The 21630-nt window shown below is 63.8% G+C and carries 16 protein-coding genes; 7 read left to right on the top strand and 9 right to left on the bottom strand.

Translation table 11 applies throughout. The features are described 5' to 3' along the window. The first annotated feature begins 21 nt into the window (after nucleotides 1-21). From AC6I6L_RS04600 to AC6I6L_RS04590, 3 genes are read left to right on the top strand one after another with little or no spacing between them, the layout of a single operon-like run. Nucleotides 22-1092: a DUF354 domain-containing protein gene (locus tag AC6I6L_RS04600; RefSeq protein WP_497916529.1), complete on the top strand. Its 1071-nt coding sequence runs from the start codon at nucleotides 22-24 to the stop codon at nucleotides 1090-1092. A 19-nt stretch (nucleotides 1093-1111) separates the two neighbouring features. Beyond that, on the top strand, nucleotides 1112-2074 hold the full coding sequence (locus tag AC6I6L_RS04595; protein ID WP_497916528.1) for a glycosyltransferase: 963 nt from the start codon (nucleotides 1112-1114) through the stop codon (nucleotides 2072-2074). Next, nucleotides 2049-4043 (top strand): hypothetical protein, encoded by a 1995-nt coding sequence (locus AC6I6L_RS04590; protein ID WP_497916527.1) that lies wholly within the window; start codon nucleotides 2049-2051, stop codon nucleotides 4041-4043. Before AC6I6L_RS04595 ends, AC6I6L_RS04590 begins: the two co-directional genes overlap by 26 nt. Nucleotides 4044-4646: 603 nt before the next feature. Here AC6I6L_RS04590 and AC6I6L_RS04585 read toward each other — a convergent pair. Continuing rightward, complete coding sequence (locus tag AC6I6L_RS04585) at nucleotides 4647-5633, bottom strand: DUF1616 domain-containing protein (RefSeq protein ID WP_497916526.1); 987 nt, start codon at nucleotides 5631-5633, stop codon at nucleotides 4647-4649. 387 nt (nucleotides 5634-6020) lie between these two features. On the opposite strand from AC6I6L_RS04585, the gene AC6I6L_RS04580 reads away from it, so the two are divergent. After that, nucleotides 6021-6608 (top strand): DUF7344 domain-containing protein, encoded by a 588-nt coding sequence (locus AC6I6L_RS04580; RefSeq protein ID WP_497916525.1) that lies wholly within the window; start codon nucleotides 6021-6023, stop codon nucleotides 6606-6608. Between the two features lie 182 nt (nucleotides 6609-6790). On the opposite strand, the gene AC6I6L_RS04575 is transcribed toward AC6I6L_RS04580, so the two are convergent. Beyond that, nucleotides 6791-7324 carry a hypothetical protein gene (locus AC6I6L_RS04575; RefSeq protein ID WP_497916524.1) on the bottom strand — a complete coding sequence of 178 codons (534 nt, stop codon included), beginning with the start codon at nucleotides 7322-7324 and terminating at the stop codon, nucleotides 6791-6793. Between the two features lie 133 nt (nucleotides 7325-7457). Next, entirely contained in the window at nucleotides 7458-9170 is a 1713-nt protein-coding gene (locus AC6I6L_RS04570; RefSeq protein ID WP_497916523.1) for an asparagine synthetase B family protein, read from the bottom strand. Between the two features lie 187 nt (nucleotides 9171-9357). Between AC6I6L_RS04570 and AC6I6L_RS04565 the strand changes: the two genes are divergently transcribed. Continuing rightward, nucleotides 9358-10689, top strand: coding sequence for a polysaccharide deacetylase family protein (locus AC6I6L_RS04565; protein ID WP_497916522.1), 1332 nt, complete (start codon nucleotides 9358-9360; stop codon nucleotides 10687-10689). A 94-nt stretch (nucleotides 10690-10783) separates the two neighbouring features. Here AC6I6L_RS04565 and AC6I6L_RS04560 read toward each other — a convergent pair whose 3' ends face one another. Beyond that, nucleotides 10784-11836, bottom strand: coding sequence for a glycosyltransferase family 2 protein (locus tag AC6I6L_RS04560; RefSeq protein WP_497916521.1), 1053 nt, complete (start codon nucleotides 11834-11836; stop codon nucleotides 10784-10786). Between the two features lie 200 nt (nucleotides 11837-12036). Between AC6I6L_RS04560 and AC6I6L_RS04555 the strand changes: the two genes are divergently transcribed. Beyond that, nucleotides 12037-13314 (top strand): polysaccharide deacetylase family protein, encoded by a 1278-nt coding sequence (locus tag AC6I6L_RS04555; protein WP_497916520.1) that lies wholly within the window; start codon nucleotides 12037-12039, stop codon nucleotides 13312-13314. Continuing rightward, on the top strand, nucleotides 13314-14474 hold the full coding sequence (locus tag AC6I6L_RS04550; RefSeq protein WP_497916519.1) for a glycosyltransferase family 2 protein: 1161 nt from the start codon (nucleotides 13314-13316) through the stop codon (nucleotides 14472-14474). The genes AC6I6L_RS04555 and AC6I6L_RS04550 overlap by 1 nt, the downstream gene beginning before the upstream one ends. A 147-nt stretch (nucleotides 14475-14621) precedes the next feature. Here AC6I6L_RS04550 and AC6I6L_RS04545 read toward each other — a convergent pair whose 3' ends face one another. The 5 genes from AC6I6L_RS04545 to glmU form a co-directional block, all read right to left on the bottom strand. After that, a complete protein-coding gene (locus AC6I6L_RS04545) occupies nucleotides 14622-16259 on the bottom strand; it encodes a flippase (protein WP_497916518.1) in 1638 nt (545 codons plus the stop codon). A 156-nt stretch (nucleotides 16260-16415) separates the two neighbouring features. Then, on the bottom strand, nucleotides 16416-17921 hold the full coding sequence (locus AC6I6L_RS04540; RefSeq protein WP_497916517.1) for a right-handed parallel beta-helix repeat-containing protein: 1506 nt from the start codon (nucleotides 17919-17921) through the stop codon (nucleotides 16416-16418). A gap of 278 nt (nucleotides 17922-18199) precedes the next feature. Then, nucleotides 18200-18862, bottom strand: coding sequence for a helix-turn-helix domain-containing protein (locus AC6I6L_RS04535; protein WP_497916516.1), 663 nt, complete (start codon nucleotides 18860-18862; stop codon nucleotides 18200-18202). Between the two features lie 119 nt (nucleotides 18863-18981). Beyond that, nucleotides 18982-20313 carry a phosphoglucosamine mutase gene (gene glmM / locus AC6I6L_RS04530; protein ID WP_497916515.1) on the bottom strand — a complete coding sequence of 444 codons (1332 nt, stop codon included), beginning with the start codon at nucleotides 20311-20313 and terminating at the stop codon, nucleotides 18982-18984. 82 nt (nucleotides 20314-20395) lie between these two features. Beyond that, complete coding sequence (gene glmU, locus AC6I6L_RS04525) at nucleotides 20396-21589, bottom strand: bifunctional sugar-1-phosphate nucleotidylyltransferase/acetyltransferase (protein WP_497916514.1); 1194 nt, start codon at nucleotides 21587-21589, stop codon at nucleotides 20396-20398. Nucleotides 21590-21630 lie beyond the last annotated feature (41 nt).

Below are 21630 nucleotides of genomic sequence, written 5' to 3'. Positions count from 1 at the left end.
CCCCGCGGAGGTGGACCACCGATGCGCGTCGTCGTAACGATCCAGCATCCCGGACACGTCCACTTCTTTCGCAACCCGATCGCGGATCTGCGCGCTCGGGGCCACGAGGTCCACGTCTTCGCGCGCGAAAACGACGTGGCGATCGCGTTGCTCGAGGCCTGCGGAATCGACCACGAGGTGCTGGCCGGCCGGTCGCGGGGACTCCTCTCGCTGGCGGCGGTGCAGGCGACCTACGAAGCGCGGCTGCTGTGGCGAGCGCGCCGGATCGATCCGGACGTGATCACGGCGATCGGCGGCGTCGCCGCTGCCCACGTCGCTTCGATCACGAGGGCAAAGAGCGTCGTCTTCTACGACACCGAACACGCGACGCTGATCACGACCCTCGGCTACCCGTTTGCAGACGTGATCTGTACACCCGACTGCTACGGCGACGAAATTGGCTCGAAACAGCGAACGTACCCCGGCTACCACGAACTCGCCTACCTCCACCCGGACCGGTTCGAGGCGGATCCGTCGGTTCTGGATTCTGTCGGTCTCGAACCGGACGAGCCGTTTGCTATCGTCCGACTCGGCAGCTGGGAGGCCTCACACGACGTCGGTCACGCCGGGTTCGACGACCCGCGCGAGATCGTCGATCGATTCGAGGACGCGGGCGTTCGCGTCTTGCTCGCCGCGGAGGGCGAGCCGCCGATCGACCTCGAATCCTACCAGTTCTCGACCGCCCCGGAGCGGCTCCACGACCTGCTTTCCTTCGCTGACGTCGTCCTGAGCGAAGGGGCAACGACCGCCGCAGAAGCCGCTGTTCTCGGGACGCCTGCGGTCTACGTGAACCCGCTCTCGCTCGGGTACACGGACGAACTCGCAGAGTACGGCCTGCTGTTCGCCTACGACGGCGAACACCGACACGTGCGCGGTCTCGAACAGGCCGTCGCGATCGCCGACGGGGCTTCGGAGCCGTGGGCAGATCGCCGCGAGCGGATGCTCGCGGATCGAATCGACGTGACGGCGTTTGTCGTCGGCCAGCTCGAGGCAGCTGCCAGATCGGCCGCGCCGGATCGATCGACGGCTGCCGTTGACACAGACCACCAATGACGGAACACCACTCCTTCACATGAACGTCCTCCAACTGGTTACGTCGCCGCGACCGTTCTTCGAACAGCAGGTCTCGGCACTCCAGGAGTACGGCGTCGAAAGTACGGTACTCGCCGTGCCGGACGAACACGGCGGGGACGCCTCGCGATCGCCGACGGCGTACGCACAGTTCTACCGACGGACGCTCTCGGCCGTCCGGGCCGGAGAGTACGACCTCGTTCACGCGAATTACGGACTGGTCGCGCCGTTTGCCCTCGCCCAGCCGATTCGCCCAGTCGTCCTCACGCTGTGGGGGTCGGACCTCATGAGCGATCGCGATTGGCTCACCTCGCTGAGTCGGTTCGGCGCTCGCCACGCCGACGCCGCGATCGTTCCGAGCCGGCCGATGGCGCGCGAACTCGACGCCGCACACGATCTGATCCCCTTCGCCGTGGACACAGCCCGGTTCAAGCCGATTCCGCGGCGGGAGGCCCGCGAGCGCGTCGGCTGGGAGACTGACCGACCGATCGCGCTCTTTCCTTACGACCGAACGCGGACCGTCAAGGACTTCCCTCGCGCACGTCAGTTGGTCGACCGAGCCGACGCAGATCTCGAGTTACGGACCGTCTCCGGCGTCGACCACCGGGAGATTCCCTATTACATGAACGCGAGCGACCTGCTGCTCGTCACCTCGAAACGCGAGAGCGGGCCGATGATCGTCAAGGAAGCTGCCGCGTGTAACCTTCCGATCGTCTCGACCGACGTCGGCTTCGTCCGGGAGACGATCGACGGCCTGGAACACTGTGTCGTCAGCGATCATGACGAAACGCTGATCGCCGGCCTCGAACGGGTCGTCGACGACGGCGGGCAGTCCAACGGCCGCGAGTCGATCGACGGTCTCGGACTCGACGCGCTAGGCCACCGTCTCTGCCGAGTGTATCGACGGGTAACGGATGAAGGTGACCGAATAGAAGTCGATGCGGAGGTCACCCGTGGTCGTTAGCAGGGTGTCGGAACTGCGGCCGTTTCGACTCGATACCGTCGCCGCGATCGTCGGGCTGGCGCTGGCGCTGGCACTGCTCCCGTTGCGGCTGTTCGCTTCGCAGATCTACCTCAACACCGTTCCAATCCTCCTCGGGACAGCGTGTGCGCTATATCTCATCGCACTATATCAACAGGACGAGTCGAACGGTCATCCGACGCTTCCGCCGGCAGTGGCGATGGCGCTCCCGAGTGTCGTCTTCACCGGACTCGCGGGACTCGTCGTCCTGTCCGTGCTCCAGAACGCCCGGACGCCACTCTTTTTCGGGGTTTCGGGTGTTCTCGGGACGCTTCTGCTCGCCCAGATCGTCTTTACGAGCGATCGCGAGTTCAAGCCGGCGCTCCTGCTCTTCCAGATCGTCGCGTTCGCGTTCGTCTTCCGGTTCACCGGACTCTACGTGACGCCGGGGTACGTCGGGATCGATATCTGGACGCACATGGAGCTGACGCAGGCGATTTACACCGAGGGGTCACTCGGCGCGATTTCGCACGACAAGCACTACGCGTCGCCGTTTTTTCACCTGCTGGTGGCGGCGTCCGCCCTGCTGTACGACGTTCCGCTCCGTCTCGCCCTATTCCTCTCGGTGGGAATCGTGATGCCGCTTTCTATCCTGCTCGTCTACGCGGGGACGAACCTGCTCGTCTCGAAGCGGTGGGCGACCCTGGCAGCGGCGTGTTACGCGCTCGCCAGCCACGTCGCCATGTGGGGGCTTCACCTCATTCCGACGAGTCTCGGACTCGTCTTCTTTCTCGCCATGCTCTACGCACTGCTCCGGGTGATGCGCATCGAGTACACGCTTCGTGATTTCTCGTTGCTCTTGCTGATGAGCGTCGCCGTGATTCTCACCCACCAGGTATCGACGTTCATTATGCTCGTCCTGTTGATCGCCGCATTCGTCGCCCAGGTCGTGTTCGTGGTCGGTCCGCTCGGTCTCACGCGACTCGACTCGAGCGTCTTCCGCGCGAAGAAACCGGTCAATCTCGTCGGACTCGTCGTCTTCAACTTCGGGTTCACGATCTTCGTCTGGTCGCTGACGCCGTACCGCCAGCAGTCGTTTCTGGCGACCGTCTTGAGCTTCTTCACCCAGACGTTAGAAGAGAGCGCGGGCTTTCTCAACATCGCGAGCGATGCCTCCGGCGAGCCGTCACAGGCGGGCACCGAGGCGGCACCGACGCTGGTAGAGCAAGCCGTTCCGTACGTCGACGCCATGGGATTCCTGCTGTTGCTCGGCGCGACGTTCGTCGGCTGTCTGTACGTCGTCCACCGGCGACGCGCCGAGCAATCGGTGTTTACGCTCTTGCTCGCGGCGGCGTTCATGCTCGTGTTCGTTCTCGGCCTGCCGATGTTCGGCATCCGGAACTTCATTCCGACTCGCTGGTTCGCCTTCCTCTTTGCACCCATGGCGATCCTCGGCGCGATCGGACTGCGAACCCTGAGCGGAAAGCTCTCGCCCCGTCTCGCCGTCTCCGTGCTCTTGCTGTTCGTGCTCGTCTACCCGGGTGCGATGGTTATCGCCGCCGAGAGTAACGTCGACAACCCGGTCTTCGACGACCAGCACGAACGTCTCGCGTACGATCGATCGGAACTCGCCGCCGCCGAGTCGATCGGAGCGCTGACCGGATCGCCGGACGGCAGCGACATCCGGCCGGATCAGCAGTTACACACCGACCACCCCTATCAGACGCTGTTCAGTCGAACCGGCGCGTATCCATCGACGACGACCGCGACGGTGCCCGACGACGGTAGCGCCGACCACGGGTATGTGGTTTATCGATCGAGGCAGTCTACCGACGCGACCTACGTCCGGGATGCCGACGGAAACGCCCGGATCGAACAGTTCTCTCGGGACCGACTGTGCCGACCCGACCTGGCCACGGTCTACACGAACGGTGACGTAACGATGTGCACGCCTTCACCCGCAAGCACGTGAGGGTGCGCACAGACGGTCTCTGAGGGCACATCTCGACTCTCCCGCATACACCAACTCGCGATCAACCCTAGTTTCACGCACCACAACCGACGGCTGGAGTCGCGACTGGGCCTCGAGTGAGCCAGGCACGGCCACCGATTCGTGAGGACGGCACCGGCCCGTCTCTGGCCGGATCGATCGCCCGTGGACCGATAGGCCGGGCGGAGTGGGTGCTGGCTCGGGTCGAGTCCGTCAGCACTGTCTCGGCAGTATCGGCTACTGGGAGAGTTACTGGGGTATGCGACCCAGCCTGGCCGCGAGAGTCGTGGACGGCCGCGAGAGCTGTGGAACCGCTCCTCGCACTGAAGAGCACGAGCCGACAGGGGCGAACGCGGACTGCCGACACCCAGTGACAACGGTCAGATGAGACGCAGCGTCAAACAGCGGAGGGCGAGGGGACGATCCTGCGTGAATCGCAAGCGACTCGATCGAGACCCTCGTCGACCGATCGACGATTCGGCCAGCGTTTCAGGTCGGGAGTCCCGGGAGTGATCAGCTGCGCCCGCTCCAGCGGCCGCTGACAGTCGACACGACCACAGCTGGAACCATGCGGCACGGTCGCGTCTAGACGACCGCGATCGGGAGGTGAATTACGCGATAGGCGTCGTCGGCTCCGGGCTCGCCCGGCGGTTCACCGTCGTACAGAAGCAGCGTCAGTCGGAATTCACCCTCGTCCATCGTCGGCGTGATCTCGAGAGGGTGCTCGACCGTCTCACCGTCAGAGACGGTGACCGTCTCGCGATCCAGTTCGGACGCGTTCAGGACGGTCACGTCCCCGTCGTCGTACTCGACGCGTTCGAGCACGGCGACGATCGTGTACGTTCGGTCTGCGTGTTCCTGATTGGTGACGGTGGCAGTGAGTTCGGCCTGCTCACCCGCGGGGTACGTCGACTCGTACATCGTTTCAGTCTCGCCGGTGACGGGTTCGGTTTCGACTGAAAACTCGGTGAACCCATCGTGCTGTGGCGGGTTCGCCACGGCGAAGCCGGCGCTGGCGATCAGCAAGACGACGCTGAGCAGGATCGCCACGTTGTACGGCCGTCGGCTCGGCTCGCGCCGAAACGTCGATCGTCCATCCGCAAACGACAGCGTCGCTGGCGAGACTGACGGAACGTACCGGCGATCGGGGTCACACCGGTAGCGAGATCCGATCGCGACGAGTGCGAACACCACCGTCAGGACTGCAACCCCGAAGAGTACCGGTTCGAGGGTCAAACCCCTAGGGGTCACGGCCGCAAGAAGGGCAATCGCAGAGACGATCGCAACGCTACAGACGATTGAGAGGACGAAGCGTTCGACCGGTTCGAGACCGCCGCCGACCAGCAGGTTCCCGAGGCCGGTCTTTTCGTCGTCGAACGATCGGTACTCGTCGTCCGGTCGGTCCGGAAACAGGGCAGAGACGAGCGCGTACCCCGGTAGAACGCAAACGAGCGGAACGGTAACCCCGATTCGTGCAGGTCCCTCAACGCCGGAAACGACGGCGAACGTGAGTGCACCCGTGACTGCGATGACGATCGCCTGGTCCAGAAACCACCAGTCGGTGTTGCTCATTAGTTCGCTATGGGAACCAAACGCGGTTTATTATCGCCCAGATAAGCCCCTTCGATCGCCTCGCGAGCCGAGTTACTTCGATCGAATACTCAGCTAGAAGACACTGGTTTCTTTCCGCTACTCTCACGGACACCTGACTCGGCTCAACGCGGCGAATGAGAGAAAATCAGACGTAAACTAGACCTAATCTATATCCAGGAATAGAGTAATAAATACCGCAGCCGTATTCGAGATTTCAACCGTACAGGCCCCAGTTCGCAGTTTATCAGCGGTTTTAAAATAGCAGAAACAGTTTTCTAGATTTATGAAATGAGATAAAATCGGCAATTCTCAAATTCACGGTTCTATCCCTTTATTACCCGATTCTCTTTATCAGAGACTGGTGCGATGAACGCCACACATATCAGTTCAGAAGAACAGGGAAGCCAGCAGTTGAATAGCGCTGCTGATTCACCCCCCACGGAGCAGGCGTTTTCAAAAGACGAAATCTTTCACCTCCTGCAGAACGAACGCCGACGACTGGTGCTCCAGTATCTCCGCGATACGGACGGTCCCGTCCGTATGCGCGATGTCGCAGAACAGGTCGCAGCCTGGGAGCACGACACGACCGTCGAACAGCTTACCTCGACCCAGCGCCAGCGCGTCTACATCCCGCTGTACCAATCTCACCTCTCGAAACTCGACGAAGCCGGGGTGATCGACTACCAGCAAAACCGCGGTATCGTCGAACGAAAGCCGCTCGCAGAACACGTCGAACTGTACCTCGATCTGAAGCCATCCACGAAGTCGACGGACGACGACGCCTCCGGGCCGGATTGGGGCGACTACTACATCGTCGCAACCGTCGTCGGTTACGTGGTGTTGCTGGGTGCCGTCATGGAACTTCCCTTCATGTCGTTCATCTCTGGGATCGGACTCGGTGCGCTCATTCTCTTTCTCTACACCGTTGTCACGATCGGATGGAGCATTAACTAATAGGTCTATTGTAGCGGTTTCCCGGTGAAACTGCAGACGGGTCGCGGTTTCGCCGGAAACGACTCACAGTAGTCCGTATGACCCCTCCAATCGACGGCTGTCCGCACTGACGATGTTTCTACTGCGACCGGGGTGGGGAAAGGAACGATCTCTATCATCGGTGCCACCGAGAACGACCACTCTCAGGGAACGATCCAGATCGTCACCACCGTCGTCAAAACGGTGACCGTGATTGCAGTTAGCAAGGATGTCGAGACGAGTGCGAGGATCACGATCAACATCGCGATCGGGATGCTACCAAGCGCCGCCAGCGATCGCAGACTTCTCCGCGTCGATTCCGCCGCTGTACGTTCGATCACCCCCTGCGAGTCGTCGAACTCGATCTCACCGGTCGCATCGAGTGCCGGAAGTCGATCGCGGTGGAGCCGTTCGTGGACGGCCGCCCACGATTCGATCGGCGGGCGAGCAGGGCTAATGAGCTGGTCGGTGACTTCGTCGACGGTTGCGGGTGTCCGCATCCCGTCTAACTCCGCGAGCAGCGTGGTGTCGGAGTCCGGAACGAACGCGCCCGCCCGATCGCCTCCGCCAGCGCCGTCGGGGGACTCGCTCCCGCTCGTGTGATAAATCGTCACCCCCGAGGTCGTGTCGGCAGTATCGGTCGCGTCGTCTGTGGACGCTTCAGACGAGGAGCGAAACCAGGACGGCGTCAGACGCATATTCCACGGTAAAAGTTCTCGGTATATAAGTATACGCACGGTTCACCGGTTATGAACGGTATAGCGAGTCGGTAGCGTCGGTTTCATTGCCGAGAGTCTGAATAGAACAGTCTCGATCGACGACAACAATCGGTTACGGCGCGTCCAAATCGGGCGCAATCTGGCATTGGCGGGGCTGTAACAACGAGATTTCCGATCGGTCGAGACCGTCCCACCGGGCGAACCACCCGCGCAGGTCGACGACTCTGAGTTTGTGCCTGGCGGGCAGCGCGTGGACGTGTGGCAAGTCGGCCAGCAGGCGACGATCGAACTCGTACCGGTCGAAGAGGTGCTGGCGGTCCGGCCATGGCGGTTCGAAAGCCGAAAGCAGCGGCGTTTTCCGCCGGATGAACCCCTCGATTTCGTTGCACAGCGCGGTATCGTGCGGTCGGTCAGGCGGTCTGTGCCGCAAGATGTCCCCGTCGAGGCGCTTGCAGGCGTCGAGAAACGTCTCCGTCGTCCGGTGGGCGGGCGGGGTATGAAGGTGCCAGTCGATTAGTTCGCGATCGGTCGCCAGAAACGACGTCAGGAAGTGATCCGACAGCTGACTGTGAAACGGCACCGAAGGCTGGTTAGCGATGCCACAGCACGTGAGCGCGTTTTGGACGCTGTCCGATCGCGCCTGACACGACTCGAACTCGGTTGCGACCGCCGTTCTGACGAACGCCTCGGAATCGTCGCCGGTTCTCGTCAACTCGGCCAGTTCGCGGCTGGCCTCGCGGTCGTATCCGAACTTCTCGAGGAGCGTGTCGACGGGATTGGGATCGGGATCGAGTTGACCGGTCGGCACGCGCTTGCCGAAGAGTTCGATCGTCTCCTTTGCGGTGAAATGTCCGCGAAAGAACGTATCACAGAGCAGGCCGTGATACATCGTCTCGACGTTCATCTCGCCTGTGTAGCCGGCGTGGTGAATGTGCAGGGACTCCTTGATTCCCTGTGAGTACCGTCGCTTCGACTCGTCCGGGTAGAGGTATCGCTCGTCCGGCACGAACGCGGTGTGATCCGCGTCGTACTGGGCGGCGAGCCGTCTCGCACCCCGTACCTCCTGCGCCTCCGGGCTGCCGACCGTATAGCTGTGCTCGATGTCGGGGAGTTGGGAGAGCACCACTCGCGAGTCGTACCCCGCCGAGAGGAGGAGTCCCTTCCGACCCGGCAGTAACGATCGTCGTTCGAGCGCCCGTTCGAGCCGAGCGGCGAGTTCGCCCACGTAATCGAACTGCCGTGGCTGGTAGACGAACCGATCGAGCGAGTCGACATCGCGCCGGGTGAGCCGACTGTCCACCGGAAGCCGACGGAGCTGCGTAACGGCGGTCTTCGTCCCGAGTGCAACCCCGAGATGAAGGAACTCGAAAGCCCCGTTCCGGTCGAGCGCCGGCGCTTCGATCGATCGGGCGACCTCGGCCGCGTCGGTTCCGAACACCCGGACGCCGGGGTCGTCGGTGTAGAAACATTCCCGCGATCGGATCGGGTCCGTGAGGACGAACGCGTCGTCACTCCCGTCGAGGTCGAGCACCGCCAGATACGAGCCGTTGAGCGCCGACAGCGCCTCGGGGCCGGTCGTCCGGTATTCCTCGAGCAGCCAGCGCGCGGCGTTCGGTTCGTCGCCGGGGGTATAGACCTCCCCCCAGATCACGCAGCGGCCACCGTCGCCCGTATACCATGCGCTCCATCCGGGCGTCCCCAGATCGGCATCCCTGATCCCGACCGTGAGCGTCCCCCCGTCGAGTACTTCGTCGAACTCGTCTCTGTCCCTGAATCGCTCGAACGTTTCGATACCACCGAACACACCGAAGAGTTCCCTGTTCATCGACACTGACCGCGGAGACAATACCGTCCGCCGTCCGCGTCAGTCTCCGCCCGTACGACCAATAACTATGCCATTATTAAGCGCTGAAACGGCCGTTCGCCGTCACCTCGACCGGCCACCGATTCGGCGTCGCCGCTATCTATCGAATCTATAATAATAGGGCTTCTGTCGGTAGCTCGGCCCGTCAATGTCACAGCAACGTGCGACGCGGCGACGGGTTCTCGCACTGTCGGGGGCGGTCGGCCTCGCCGGAGTAGCCGGCTGCGCCGACCGGATCGAATCCGCGACCGACGGCGGGAACGGGAACGAGTCCTCGAACGAGTCCGTGGACGATTCGGAGACAGCAAAATCCGCGGTCACGGAGGGTGTTCCGCCCCTCGAGACCGACTACGACAGCCGGGAGCGGTTCCGCCAGCCGGGAACGTCGTTCGACGACTTCGAGGACCTCGACGCCTGGGAAATCGTCCAGGGCGACGGCGAGGCGGACGAGGACGTCGTCTTCGAGGGCGACCGGAGTCTCAAACTCGAGTCTGAAGACAGCCAGAACATCGTCGCCCAGCGATCGCTCGAGGGCGAGGACCTGACCGACACGGATCTCTCGTTTGCGGTCCGCACGACGACGCCACAGAACATCACGATCAACCTGCGACTCGTCGACCAGTTCGGCAGCGATCGGGTGTTCTCGCTTCGTGAAATTACGTACCGCGCGCCAGAGGTCGGCTGGTTCCGATCGAGCCCCGGCGTGTTTCAGGAGAGCGAGTACGAGCCCTCGATGGAGAACCTCGATCGCCTCGAAGTGCAGGTCCTGCACTCGATGGAGCAGGCGACGGTCTGGATCGACGACCTGCGAACGCACGAGAAACCCGAGCAGGGGTACGTACTGTTGACCTGGGACGACGGCTCGCGAGACTACTACGACGTGGCCTCGCCGTTGCACGACGAGTACGGCTTCCGGGCGATTCAGGCACCCGTCCCCCGGTGGACCGAACAGGGTCGCGACGGGGTCATGACCGTCTCGGAACTGCAAGAGCGACAGGACGAGGGCGACCAGATCGTCGTCCACGGAACCCACACGCCCATCCACGAGTACGAAGACGAAGCCGAGATCGAGTCTCGGTTCCGACAGGACAAACAGTGGTACATCAATAACGACTTCGAGGGGGCAAACTACATCGTCTACCCGCACAACAGCTTCGACAGCCGAAGCCTCGCACACGCGACCACGTACCACCACTGCGGCGGCTTCAATCAGGCCGGCAACGTCAACACGACGGGCCTCTACGGCTTCGATCCGCTGGTCCTTCCGCGAACGATCGGTCACGATCTGGACATCTCGAAGCGGTGTGTCGACCTCGCCGCCGAGCACAACCAGTGTACGATCCTGAACTTCCACACCTTCGAGGCCACCAACACCATGCCCGAAGACGACTACGAGGCGTTACTCGCGCACATCGACGACGCCGACATCGAGGTCATCACGTTCGACGATCTCTGGAAACTGCGGACGGAAAACCACTGATTCTCCGGCTTCGACAGCCCACCGTGCTACGGTCCGGGCAGCCGCTGTGTCACTCCCTTCGCGATCGCACTGCTTCGACGGACCCGACCGGTGGCTACTCGATCGACGACTCCCGCGGGGCACCTCGCTCGCGTCCGGTCGCTGGCAGGTTTTCGTCCTCTCGTACGGAGGACGCGATCGATTGCCGACCACGCACCGCGGCGAGGCCCACCACCATCACCAGCACCGACAGTGCGATGGGAACCGGCCGACGCCGAATCCCGGTCGCGGCCGCCCAGCAGAGTCCCGGAAGGTGTCGCAGCCTGACGCCAGCGCGTCGAAGGTGCCAGAGCCCTCGAAGGCGACCTCCGTCGGCCAGGTACCGCTTTCCGAGAATGAGCTGGTGGGTCGATCGAATCTCGTACCCCTCCGCCTCGAACCGATCGACTTCGGCCTCGTAGGCTGCGAGATACTGCTCGCTGGCCTCCCTGATCACGTCCGCAGGCGGGTGGCCGGTCTCTTCCCGGTACACGAGCGCCTCGTCGACGTAGGCGAGCCTGCCGTGATCGAGCACCCGGAGGCAAAATTCCGGATCCTGGAACCGATCGAGCGTTTCGTCGAACCCGCCCGCATCCCTGGCGACGCTCGTCTCGATGAGCAGGGTCGATCCCGCACCGGGCTGGACGACGTCGGCCAGAATCTCGCCGGCCAGTTCCTCGCCACCCTCTCTCGTCGGCTCCGCGTCGCCGCGGGCGAGTACGGCGGCTGCCGCCGACCGAAGCCCGCCACTCGCCCCCGAGAGTTCGAACGTCGAATCGCAGTAGACGCCGACGTACTCGTCCGATCGATTCGCGAGAGTCGCGAGTTGGCGTTCGAGTTTGTCGGGGTGCCACTCGTCGTCCGAGTCGAGGAAGGCGACGTACTCTCCGCGGACGTGTTCGATGCCCGTGTTTCTGGCGACGTTGGCCCCCCGGTTGGTCGCGTGGACGACGGGCCGAACCCGCGGGTCGTCGTAACCGGCCAGTACTGCGGCCGTCTCGTCGGTCGATCCGTCGTCGACGACGACCACTTCGAGGTCGTCGATCGTCTGTTCGAGCGCGCTGTCGACGGCGCGCGACAGGGTTTCGGCTCTGTTGTAGGTCGGAATAACGACACTGACCCGGGTCATGCGCTGGAAGTGCGCACCACGGCGGATTATTATCAGCCGGCTAAGCGGCAGTTCGGGTCCCCTCGCGTCCCCGCCCCGGACCGTTGTGGCTCGTGCAACCGATCGCACGGACTCGCAAGCGGTCACTGAAGCGGCCACCTCCCCGCCGCGAGGTGCTACCGTCTGCATAAGAAAGGCCGATCGATCCGTCCCCGCGACCGATGACGAACCGAACCCGCCGATCGTTCGTAACCGGGGTTGGGGCGACCGGCACGCTCGGACTCGCCGGCTGTCTCTCGGGCGTCCGGAAGTGGCGTGGCGAGGACGGCGATCCGACGGTCGCACAGCCGACCCCCGAAAACGAGACCACGGACAGCGACACCGAAAGCGCCGACCCGCCGAACCTTCCGGGCGAGTCCGTCGACGACTTCGAGGCGCTCGACGACTGGGTGTCGATGATCGACGCCGGCGACCTGGCGGCCGAGACGGGCGATCCGTACGCCGGGTCGCAGTCGGCTCACCTCACGGCCGGCGAGGACGCCGAATATGCCGCCGTCTACAGGACGATTTCGGGCGGACTTGATCTCCGCGAGAAAACCCTCTCGATCGCCGTCTCCTTTACCGGGCGGGAACAGCTACAGCTCACCCTGGAACTGTTCGCCCCGAACTCCAGAAACGTCCATACCCTCCGGCGCACCCTCACAGGGCCAGTCGATCGCTGGGTGCGCGTCGATTTCGGCACGTCCCGCATCGAGGGCCAGCCCGATCTCGCTGACGTCCGCGAGATTCGACTGACCGCCCGCCGTCGCGGCGATCTCTCCGGGTCGATCGACTGCCAAATTGACGACCTCCGCGCGATCGATCGTCCCGAAACGGGCCGGGTGGTGTTCCTCTTCGACGGCACACTCGAGAGCCACTATTCGACCGCGTTCGAGCAGATGGAGGCCTACGGCTACGCGGGCGTCGAGGCGGTCATCCCCGAGGCAGTCGGGGAACGCGGCCGACTCGAACTCGCGGAGCTTCGCGAACTCGACGACGCCGGGTGGGATATGGCCGCTCGACCGCGAACCGGCGCGCAGTTCCTCTCCGAGTTCAGCCCCGAAGCCCAGGAGGGAATGATCCGGCGCACCAAGATGTTTCTCGAGAACCGGGGTTTCGAGGACGGCGCGAATCACTTCGTCACACCCCGGAACGTCCTCGGCCCGGCGTCGATCGACCTCGTCAGGGAGTACCACGAGCAAGCGTTCCGGTTCGGCGGCGGACCGACCGGAACGCCGCTTACGGACCCACATAACATCGGTTTCTTTGCGGGTACGGCGGGAGCAGAGACGGAGCGGTACGTCGAGTACGCCGCCGAGTACGGCCAGCTTGCAGTCCTTCACTTCGAACACATCGGTGCGGACGGGATGAGCGAACGGGCGTTCGAAACCCTGCTCGAATCCGTCGACGACGCCGACGTCGAGGTCGTCACCGCCACGGAACTGCTGGAGGCGGCCTGATGTACCGGGGCGCAACCGTCGGCGTCGTGGTGCCCGCCTACAACGAGGAAGGGTTCGTCGGCGACGTAATCCGTGACATCCCCGCCTTCGTCGACCGAATCTACGCGATCGACGATCGGTCGACGGACGGCACCTGGGAGGAAATTCAGGCCGCAGCCCGCGAGGATGCGCGCACGCGATCGGGAGGCGACCGCGGGGACAGTCCGTCCGGCGAGGCCGCAAACGCGCGGCCCACCGACCTCGTAGCGGACGAGGGTGCACTGACCGACGGCGGTGCCGTAGCCGCGGGTAGTGCCGTCTCTGCGAGTGGTCTCTCGGTCTCCAGCGAAATCTCTGCGCTCGCTGAGCGAGCGACGGTCCACGATCCAATCGGCCGGGTCGTCCCGATCGAACACCGCGAGAACCGGGGTGCCGGCGGCGCGATCAAGACCGGCTACCTCGCCGCGCTCGAAGACGGGACGGACGCGACGGCCACGATCGACGCGGACGGCCAGATGGATCTCTCCCAGTTGCCCCGATTGCTCGACCCGATCGTCGATGGTGAGGCCGACTACGCGAAGGGGAACCGACTCCGAAACCGGGAGTACCGCGCCGAGATGCCCCGGTTTCGGTTCGTCGGGAACGCGATCCTCTCCGTGCTGACGAAAGTCGCGTCCGGCTACTGGAAGACGATGGACCCACAAAACGGGTACACCGTCATCTCCCACGAGGCGCTCGCGGCGATCGAACTCGAGGAACTCTACGAGTACTACGGCTACTGTAACGACCTGCTGGTGAAACTGAACGTCCGCGGGATGCGGGTCGCTGACGTCGCGATGCCGGCCGTCTACGGCGACGAGGAGTCGAGCATTCGGTACTCCGAGTACATTCCGAGGGTCTCGCTCATGCTGTTGGGGAACTTCCTCTGGCGGTTGCGAACGAAGTACCTCGTGGTGGACTTTCACCCGCTCGCGCTGTTTTACGTCGTCGGTGCGGGGACCGCAGCGATCGGCGTCCTCGGTGGGATTTTTACGCTGATATCGACGCTCGTTGCCGTCGGCAACTCGATCGTCCAGGGGGCTGTGAGTCTGTTGCTGGTCGTCGCTGGCATCGCCCTGTTGTTGTTCGCGATGGTGTTCGACATGGCCGAGAACGAACACCTCGAGACGCAGATCCGGTAGACAGTCTTGGACCATCCAGCGACACTCGCTCGCGGTAATTTCGCTAAGGGTCGAATTCTTTCGACGTGTCGAGACGGAGGGAGTCACGGATTTGCCGGCGGCCTACCCGCCGTGACGGCTCGTCGGAGATCTGGCCGCTGCGGTCCCTCAGGGAAGTAATACGCTGTTTTCGGGAGCCAGAACGCCGAAGGCGAGGCCGGAGAGAAACAGGGAGAGTCCCGCGACGAACAGCAGCCGCTGCACCGAGTCGGGTGTCGACTCGCCGCCAGCGATCCCCTCGAGTCGTCGACGAACTGCCTCCGCCCGTACCCCGATCGGATCCGGAAACGTCGCCGCTACCTCGAACGGCTCGGTCAGATCCAGTGCGCCGACGAGCAGGGCGAAACCGACGAAGACGGCGAAGCCAACGGGCGGGACGATCGCGAGTGCGAGCCACGGGTTCGAGAGTGCTGCCGAAAGGGCGACGATCGGGAGGGCCGACAGCAGGGCGGTGAGGGCAACGCGGCTGACTCTCGCGTCCGCGAGCGGGTCGAATCCGACGTGGCGGGCACTCCAGATGTGGAAGACGAACATCGTTCCGTAGCCGACGCTGGTTGCGACGGCAGCGCCGTGCATACCGTACGGGGGAATGAGCGCGAGATTGAGCACGACGTTGATCGCGGCCGCACCGCCGGTGGCGGCGATCGGGTACCGGAGTGCGCCGTTCCCCTGTGAAACCGCGAGAATCGGCCGTGCGAGCGCGAATCCGAGGGCACCGGGGAGTAACAACAGGAGCGGCTCGATCGCTGGAACGGCTTCGGAGCCGAAGTAGATCGGGACGGCGACGTCGGCCAGTGAGGCGAGTCCGATCGCCATGATGGCCGTCAGAAGGAACGTATAGCGCGTCGTCCGGGAGGCGAGCGTCGAGATTTTCCGGTGGCGGTTCTGGGACCACAGTTCCGACGTCGAGTGGACGAACACCGTCTGGATCGCGAGCGGAACGAACCAGAGGAATTCCGCGAGCGTGAGTGCCGCCCGGTAGTTACCGACGGCCGAACTTTCGTGAAACCGCTGGAGCATTACGATGTCGATGTGGTACAGCGACATCATCAATAGCACGAGGACGACGTTCAGCGAGTTGAACGTGAGCAGCTGCCGCCGCGGGAACTGCCGTCCGGCGGGCGTGAGCACGCACGACAGCGAAATCCGCCTGTGGACGATCGCCAACCCGACGGCCGCGACGAGCAGGCTCGCGATGAGATGGCCCGCGAGGGCCCCGACCACGCCGACGCCAATGTAGGTCAGCGGAATCGCGACCGCGACGAAGCTGAGTTTGTCGAGGATCTTCAGCGGTTCGGAGTAGCGTTCGAGTCCGAATCCCATGAGGGTCTTCCGGGCGTAATCGCGAAACTGCGCCGTGATCACGAGCAGCGCAAGGAGGTAGAAGTACGGCGCGACTTCGGGACCGAACGCACGAGAGACGAGTCCGAACTGGGCCGCGAGGGCCAGCACAATCGCCCCCACGATGGCGAGGAGGACCGCCAGCCGAAAGTAAAAGCTGACGACGTGTTCGCTCCAGTGAGCCTCGTTCCGGTCCTCCGCGAGAAACTTCCTGACCCCGTCGGTGATTCCGGAACTGACGAAGATCATGTAGATCGCAAAGACCGAGAGCAAGAACGCGTACTCGCCGAACGCCGACGCGCCGAGAAACCGATACAGCAGCGGCGTCGAGACGGCGGTGACGACGAGCACGACCACCTTCGTACTCACGACCGAAAAGACGCCGCTCGCGATGGTCCTGTTCACGATATCACTCGGGACCAGCCGCAGTGTGAGGCGCGCGTCCCGAGCGCGGACGATCGATCGAGATCAAACTGGCGCACGATAGTCCGTCGATCGGTCGGTTGGGGCGTTATTATACGGAGGGTAAAGGGGGCGTCAGCGGGGATTCGCGGGATTCGATCAGGAGTAGGAATTCTCCCAGGTCGTGACGCCGCTTGCGCCGAGGTTTCGAATGCCGCCGGCCAGTCGATTCTTCTTGAAGTCCGGATTTTCACAGGAGGCATACAGGCAGACGGCCTCCTCCCCGCCCGAGGACTCGAGATCGGAGTCGCGAACGAGTGCGTCCGTACCGAGGTCGACGTACGGGTACTGGCTGGCACGCAGATCACTCTCGTAAACCGTTAAATCGGCGGCCGTGTTCACGATCGCGTTTCGATCGACGCCGCTGCGGCCGTACTGGGTCACGTCGACGTGACTGAACCGGCAGTTGTCCCGTTCGCAACGGATCCCGTCCCGGAAGCCGCTCGCGTCGCCCGCTCGCCCGGAAATCGTGAGTTGTTCGGCGAGGACTCGCTCGGTTCGATCGCTATCTCGGATCCACAGGGGATAGCCGCCGGCCGTTTCGTGGGTGATCTCCGTGTCGACGATCACCGTCTCGCCGGCTTCCGGAGAGATGACGATTCCGTGGTTCACCTCGTCGCCGTCCAAATCGAGTCGCGTTCGTTCGATGCGGGCGCTTTCACACGTGTTCATCACCGATATCGCGTGGCTCGTGGGTTTCGGTGACGAAATTTCGACAGCCGCGCCGTAGATCGAGATGTCGCGTCCGTTTTCGACCCGGATTCCTCGCTGGGACCGGTCCTGCGATCGCGTCGCGTCGATTTCGACCGTCGGCCACCGAATTTCGCTTCCCTGGCCACCGACGCGAATGTTCGCCCCGTTGCTGTTTCTGAAATAGCCGCCGTGAATGACGATTGTTCCGTCGCCGCCGGCCGCGTAGAGCCCGTTGTTCGGGAACGGTCCGAGCGCACAGCGGCGAAACTCGAGGGTGCCGACGTTCTGGTTGGCTTCGATGCCGATCGGGCCGCGCCAGCGATCGTCGTTGGGCGTGTTTTCGATCCACGCGCCGCCGCCGGGAGCCCGGAACCGCTCGACGATGCCGTACCCGCCCGGGTCGGTGATATTGAACAGACCCGGACCCCAGGTGCCGCTGTCGTGCTGGCCGGAAATGATGACGTCGCGCACCTCGAGTCGATCGGAAACGTAGGCTTCGATCGTCCGAATTCCGGTGTTGGATGCCGTCTGATCCACGTCGAACCCCTCGAAGCGGAGGTGTCGGCCCGGTCGGTACGAGACGCCGAGACGGAACAGGCGATACTGGGGACCGTCGAAATCGTAGTAGTTCGCCGGAACGAGCGTCGCGTTCTGACCGACGAACCCGACGTTCTCGAACCCCGTGAATCTGAACTGCTCGTCCATGAAATACCGCCCCTCGGGAAAGACGAACAGCGTGTCGTCGGCCCGGTGTGCTTCCAGGACGGGCGTGATCGATTCCTGTCCCGTACTGTCCGCACCGGCGTCGACGACGTCGACGACGTTCGCGTACTCGTCCTCGTACTGTGTGTACGAACCAGACACCCCTGTGACCGATGTCAATCCGAACCCTGCGGCACACGTCGCTGCCATTCCCTGTATCAGTCTTCGCCTCGTCCGCGTCGATCGCATCAATTTGCGGAAAACCGGCCGACTGTCGGCCGATTCGGCCGACTGAGAGTCACGAGAATCTCCATCGTTCGGGCGCTCTACCGTCTTTCGTTCCGACATTGATAGTCACTTCTTTTTGAGTGTTGTCGTGGTTCAGTATCTATGGGTTCGGATAGCAAGTCTTTAAATGCGGCCGCCGCGCCCTGTGGCTGTTCGTCGCCCCTCCAGTACGCAGTTCGCGCCGGTGGCAGACCGTGGATCTACTCCGAGCCGTCCCGCGATCGATTGTCTTCGATCGTCGCCGCGATCAGTTCCGAGACGGCGCGTCGAATTCGCTGGGAGACCGCCGAATCGGAGATGCCGAGTCGCTCGGCGAGGTCGTCCTGCGTGGCTCCCCGCGGGATATCGAAGTAGCCCGTGTAGTAGGCCATGGTGAGGATGTCGCGTTGCTGTTCGGTCAAAAAGTAGGTCCTGTCGTCGGAGACCGACGAGTCGTACAGTTGCGTCATGCGAAACGAGATTCCTTGGTCGCGACAGCGAGCCTGAATCGCAGAGAGCGCGTCTCGATCGGGGAGGTGAACCCGTGCGACCCAGCCGTCCGTCGCACTCGTGACCGTGAACACGAAGACGCCGTACTCGACGCCCCCTCCCGGAACGATATCGAGGTCTGTCGCGATCTCGATGCGGTAGATGACGCGGTTCTCGAAGGTGGCGATTCGCGTCTGGTCCGAGACGGTCGGGTCGTCGATCATCGCGTCTTCGACGGCCGCGTACTCGTCAGTGAACGCGGAGACGAAGTGGAGCGGAGTGCCGTCCGCGAGCGCGCCGTACTCGTACCGAAATCGGATGCTGGGACAGCGCCCCATCGTCGGCACCAGCGGCAGGTCGTCGTGAACGAGGTAGAGTTCTGCAACGAATCCCATTGAGATATCGATATTCTGACTGGTCGTTCGGGACGATAGTCCATACTTATACGCCGCGTAAGGGCCGTTGCACGGCCTCGAACTGTCTCCCTCACGCCCAGTGAGGCGAACCTCGCGGTTCAGGAGACGCTGCCGCCATCGATCGCGGCGTCGAGGATCTCGACCGCCGTCATCTCCAGCGTCTCGGCCCGCGACTCCGTTCGTGCTTCGGCAGTGACTCGAACGACCGGCTCCGTCCCGCTCGCTCGCAGCAGTATCCAGCCGTCCTCGAGGTCGACGTAGAGGCCGTCGAGCGCGTCCACGTCGTCGTAGCGCTCGCGAACGCGATCGCGAACCCGGCTCATGACGGTCGCCTTATCCGCGACCTCGATCGATCGTCGCCGGATGGGATACGTATCGATCCCTGCAACGAGCGCGGAGAGGGGGGCCCGGTCGGCAACGAGCGCCGCGAGTTTGCAAGCGGCGAGTGGCCCGTCGGGGCAGAACGTCTCCTCGGGCCAGATCCAGGCCCCGCTCGGCTCGCCGCCGAAGACGACTCCCGACTGTGCGGCCCGCTCAGCGACGAAGGTGTCCCCGACCCGCGTGCGACTCACCGCGGCACCGACGGCCGCCAGCGCGTCGTCGACGGCCATGCTCGTGTCGACGGGTGCGGCGACCACGTCACCCTCCGTGGCGGCCTCGCGTGCGAACAGCGCGAACAACACGTCTTTCGGGACGAACGCACCCGTCTCGTCGACGGCCTGCATCCGATCGGCGTCACCGTCGTGGGCGATACCGAGATCCGCGTCGGTCGACGCGACGAACGCGGAGAGGTCGGTCAGCGTCTCCCGAGTCGGTTCGCTCGGTCGCGCCGGAAAGGCCCCGTCTTGCTGTCCGTTCAGCGTCAACACGTCACAGCCGAGATCCGCGAGCACCCTCGGGGTGATCCCGCCGGTCCCGTTCCCGACATCGACGACCACGCTCGGCGGCTCGTCGATCGAGACCGCCTCGCGAAGTTCCGCCGCGTGGCGATCGATCGCTTCTTCGAAGTGAGCTATCGAACCCTGGCCGTCCCAGGGCTGCAGGTCGTAGGCCTCGGATTCGATTCGCCAGGCGATCGCCTCGCGCTGGGCCGGATCGAACGCTTTGCCCGAGGCGGTCCAGAGCTTGAGACCGTTGTCCGGTGCGGGGTTGTGCGATGCCGTGACGACGATGCCCGCATCCGCCTTTGCCCACGAGACGGCTCTGGCGACCGTCGGCGTAGACGCGACGCCGACGTCGACCACGTCCGCGCCACACTCCCTGAGCCCTGCGGTCAGTGCATCGACCAGCACCGCGCCGCTCTCGCGAACGTCTCGGCCGACGACGACTCGATCGTACCCGTCCGATGCGACGCTCCGGCCGACAGCGAGTGCGAGTTCGGCCGTGATCTCCTTGCCGACGGTGCCGCGAATACCGCTCGTTCCGAACATGCTGAATGGGATGGACGAGTCGGGATCCACGGATTACTATAGAGTCGCTAAGATCGAGGAGAGGAATTCGCCGCGCGTCTCGCTATCGGCTGGTCGTCACGACTTCACCCGGAACGGTCGTCTCCCCGGCCGAGAGCGTCACGCCGGGGTTGAAACTCGTGTTGATTCCCGTCTTGACACCGTCACCGAGAACGACGCCGAACTTCCGCCGATCGGTCGAGACCCGATCGCCCGAGACGACCACGTCGACCGGCCGATCGTCGTGGCGCAGGTTCGCCACCGTCGTTCCCGCGCCGAAGTTGACGTTGCGGCCGAGAATGCTATCCCCGACGTACGAGAGGTGGCTGACGCTCGTCCCGGCCATCAGCACGCTGTTTTTGATCTCGACGCCGTGGCCGACGCTCGCGTCCTTGCCGACGACCGTCGCGCCGCGAACGTAGGCATTCGGTCCGACCGTCGCGCCCGATCGGATCAGCGCCGGTCCCTCGATCACCGCGCCGGCCCGAACGATCGCTCCCGGTTCGACGACGACGGGACCAGTGATCGTCGCGTCCTCGGTGACGTCGCCGCGACAGTCGGGTTCCAGAGCACCCAATTTCCACTCGTTGGCCTCGAGTAACTCCCACGGACGGCCGACGTCGAGCCACCGCTCGAACTCGACGTGGCCGACGTCGATTGCGGGGTCCTCAAGCACTCGTGCGAGGATGTCCGTCAGTTCGTACTCGCCGCGCTCGCTCCGGGGCACGTCGAGGCACTCGATCGCCCGTGGCGGGAAGACGTACGCACCCGCGTTTGCGAGCGTGCCCGGCGGTTCGTCAGGCTTCTCGACGATTCCGGTAACGACCCCGTCCCGGACCTCGAAGACGCCGTAGTTCGACGGCTCGTCGACGTGAACCGCGCCGACGGCCGGCCCGGAATCGAAGAGTTCCGCGAGCGAGTCGCGATCGAAGACGATGTCGCCGTTTACCACCGCGAACGGCTCGCTTCGGTCGAGGTGCTCGCTCGCCGCCCGGAGCGCTCCCGCGGTTCCGTCCTGCTCGTCCTGTGTTGCATAGCGGACCGGAACTCCACGGAATCGATCGCCAAAGTGATCCCGGACGATCTCGGCCTCGTACCCGACGACGAGGACGATCTCGTCGGCACCGGCCGCGATCGCCGCCTCGACGGTGTGAGCGACCATCGGCTGCCCGGCGACGGGCAGCATCGGCTTCGGCATCGATTCTGAGAGCGGACGCATTCGCGTGCCCTGTCCGGCCGCGAGAATAACGGTTTGCACGGGCGATCGATCGGCGGCGATCGGGTTTTCTTATACAGGCC

Source organism: Halosolutus sp. DAT137 (assembly GCF_059736405.1).
The sequence above is the reverse complement of the archived record's forward strand: the minus strand, read 5'-3'. Positions and strand labels throughout refer to the sequence as shown.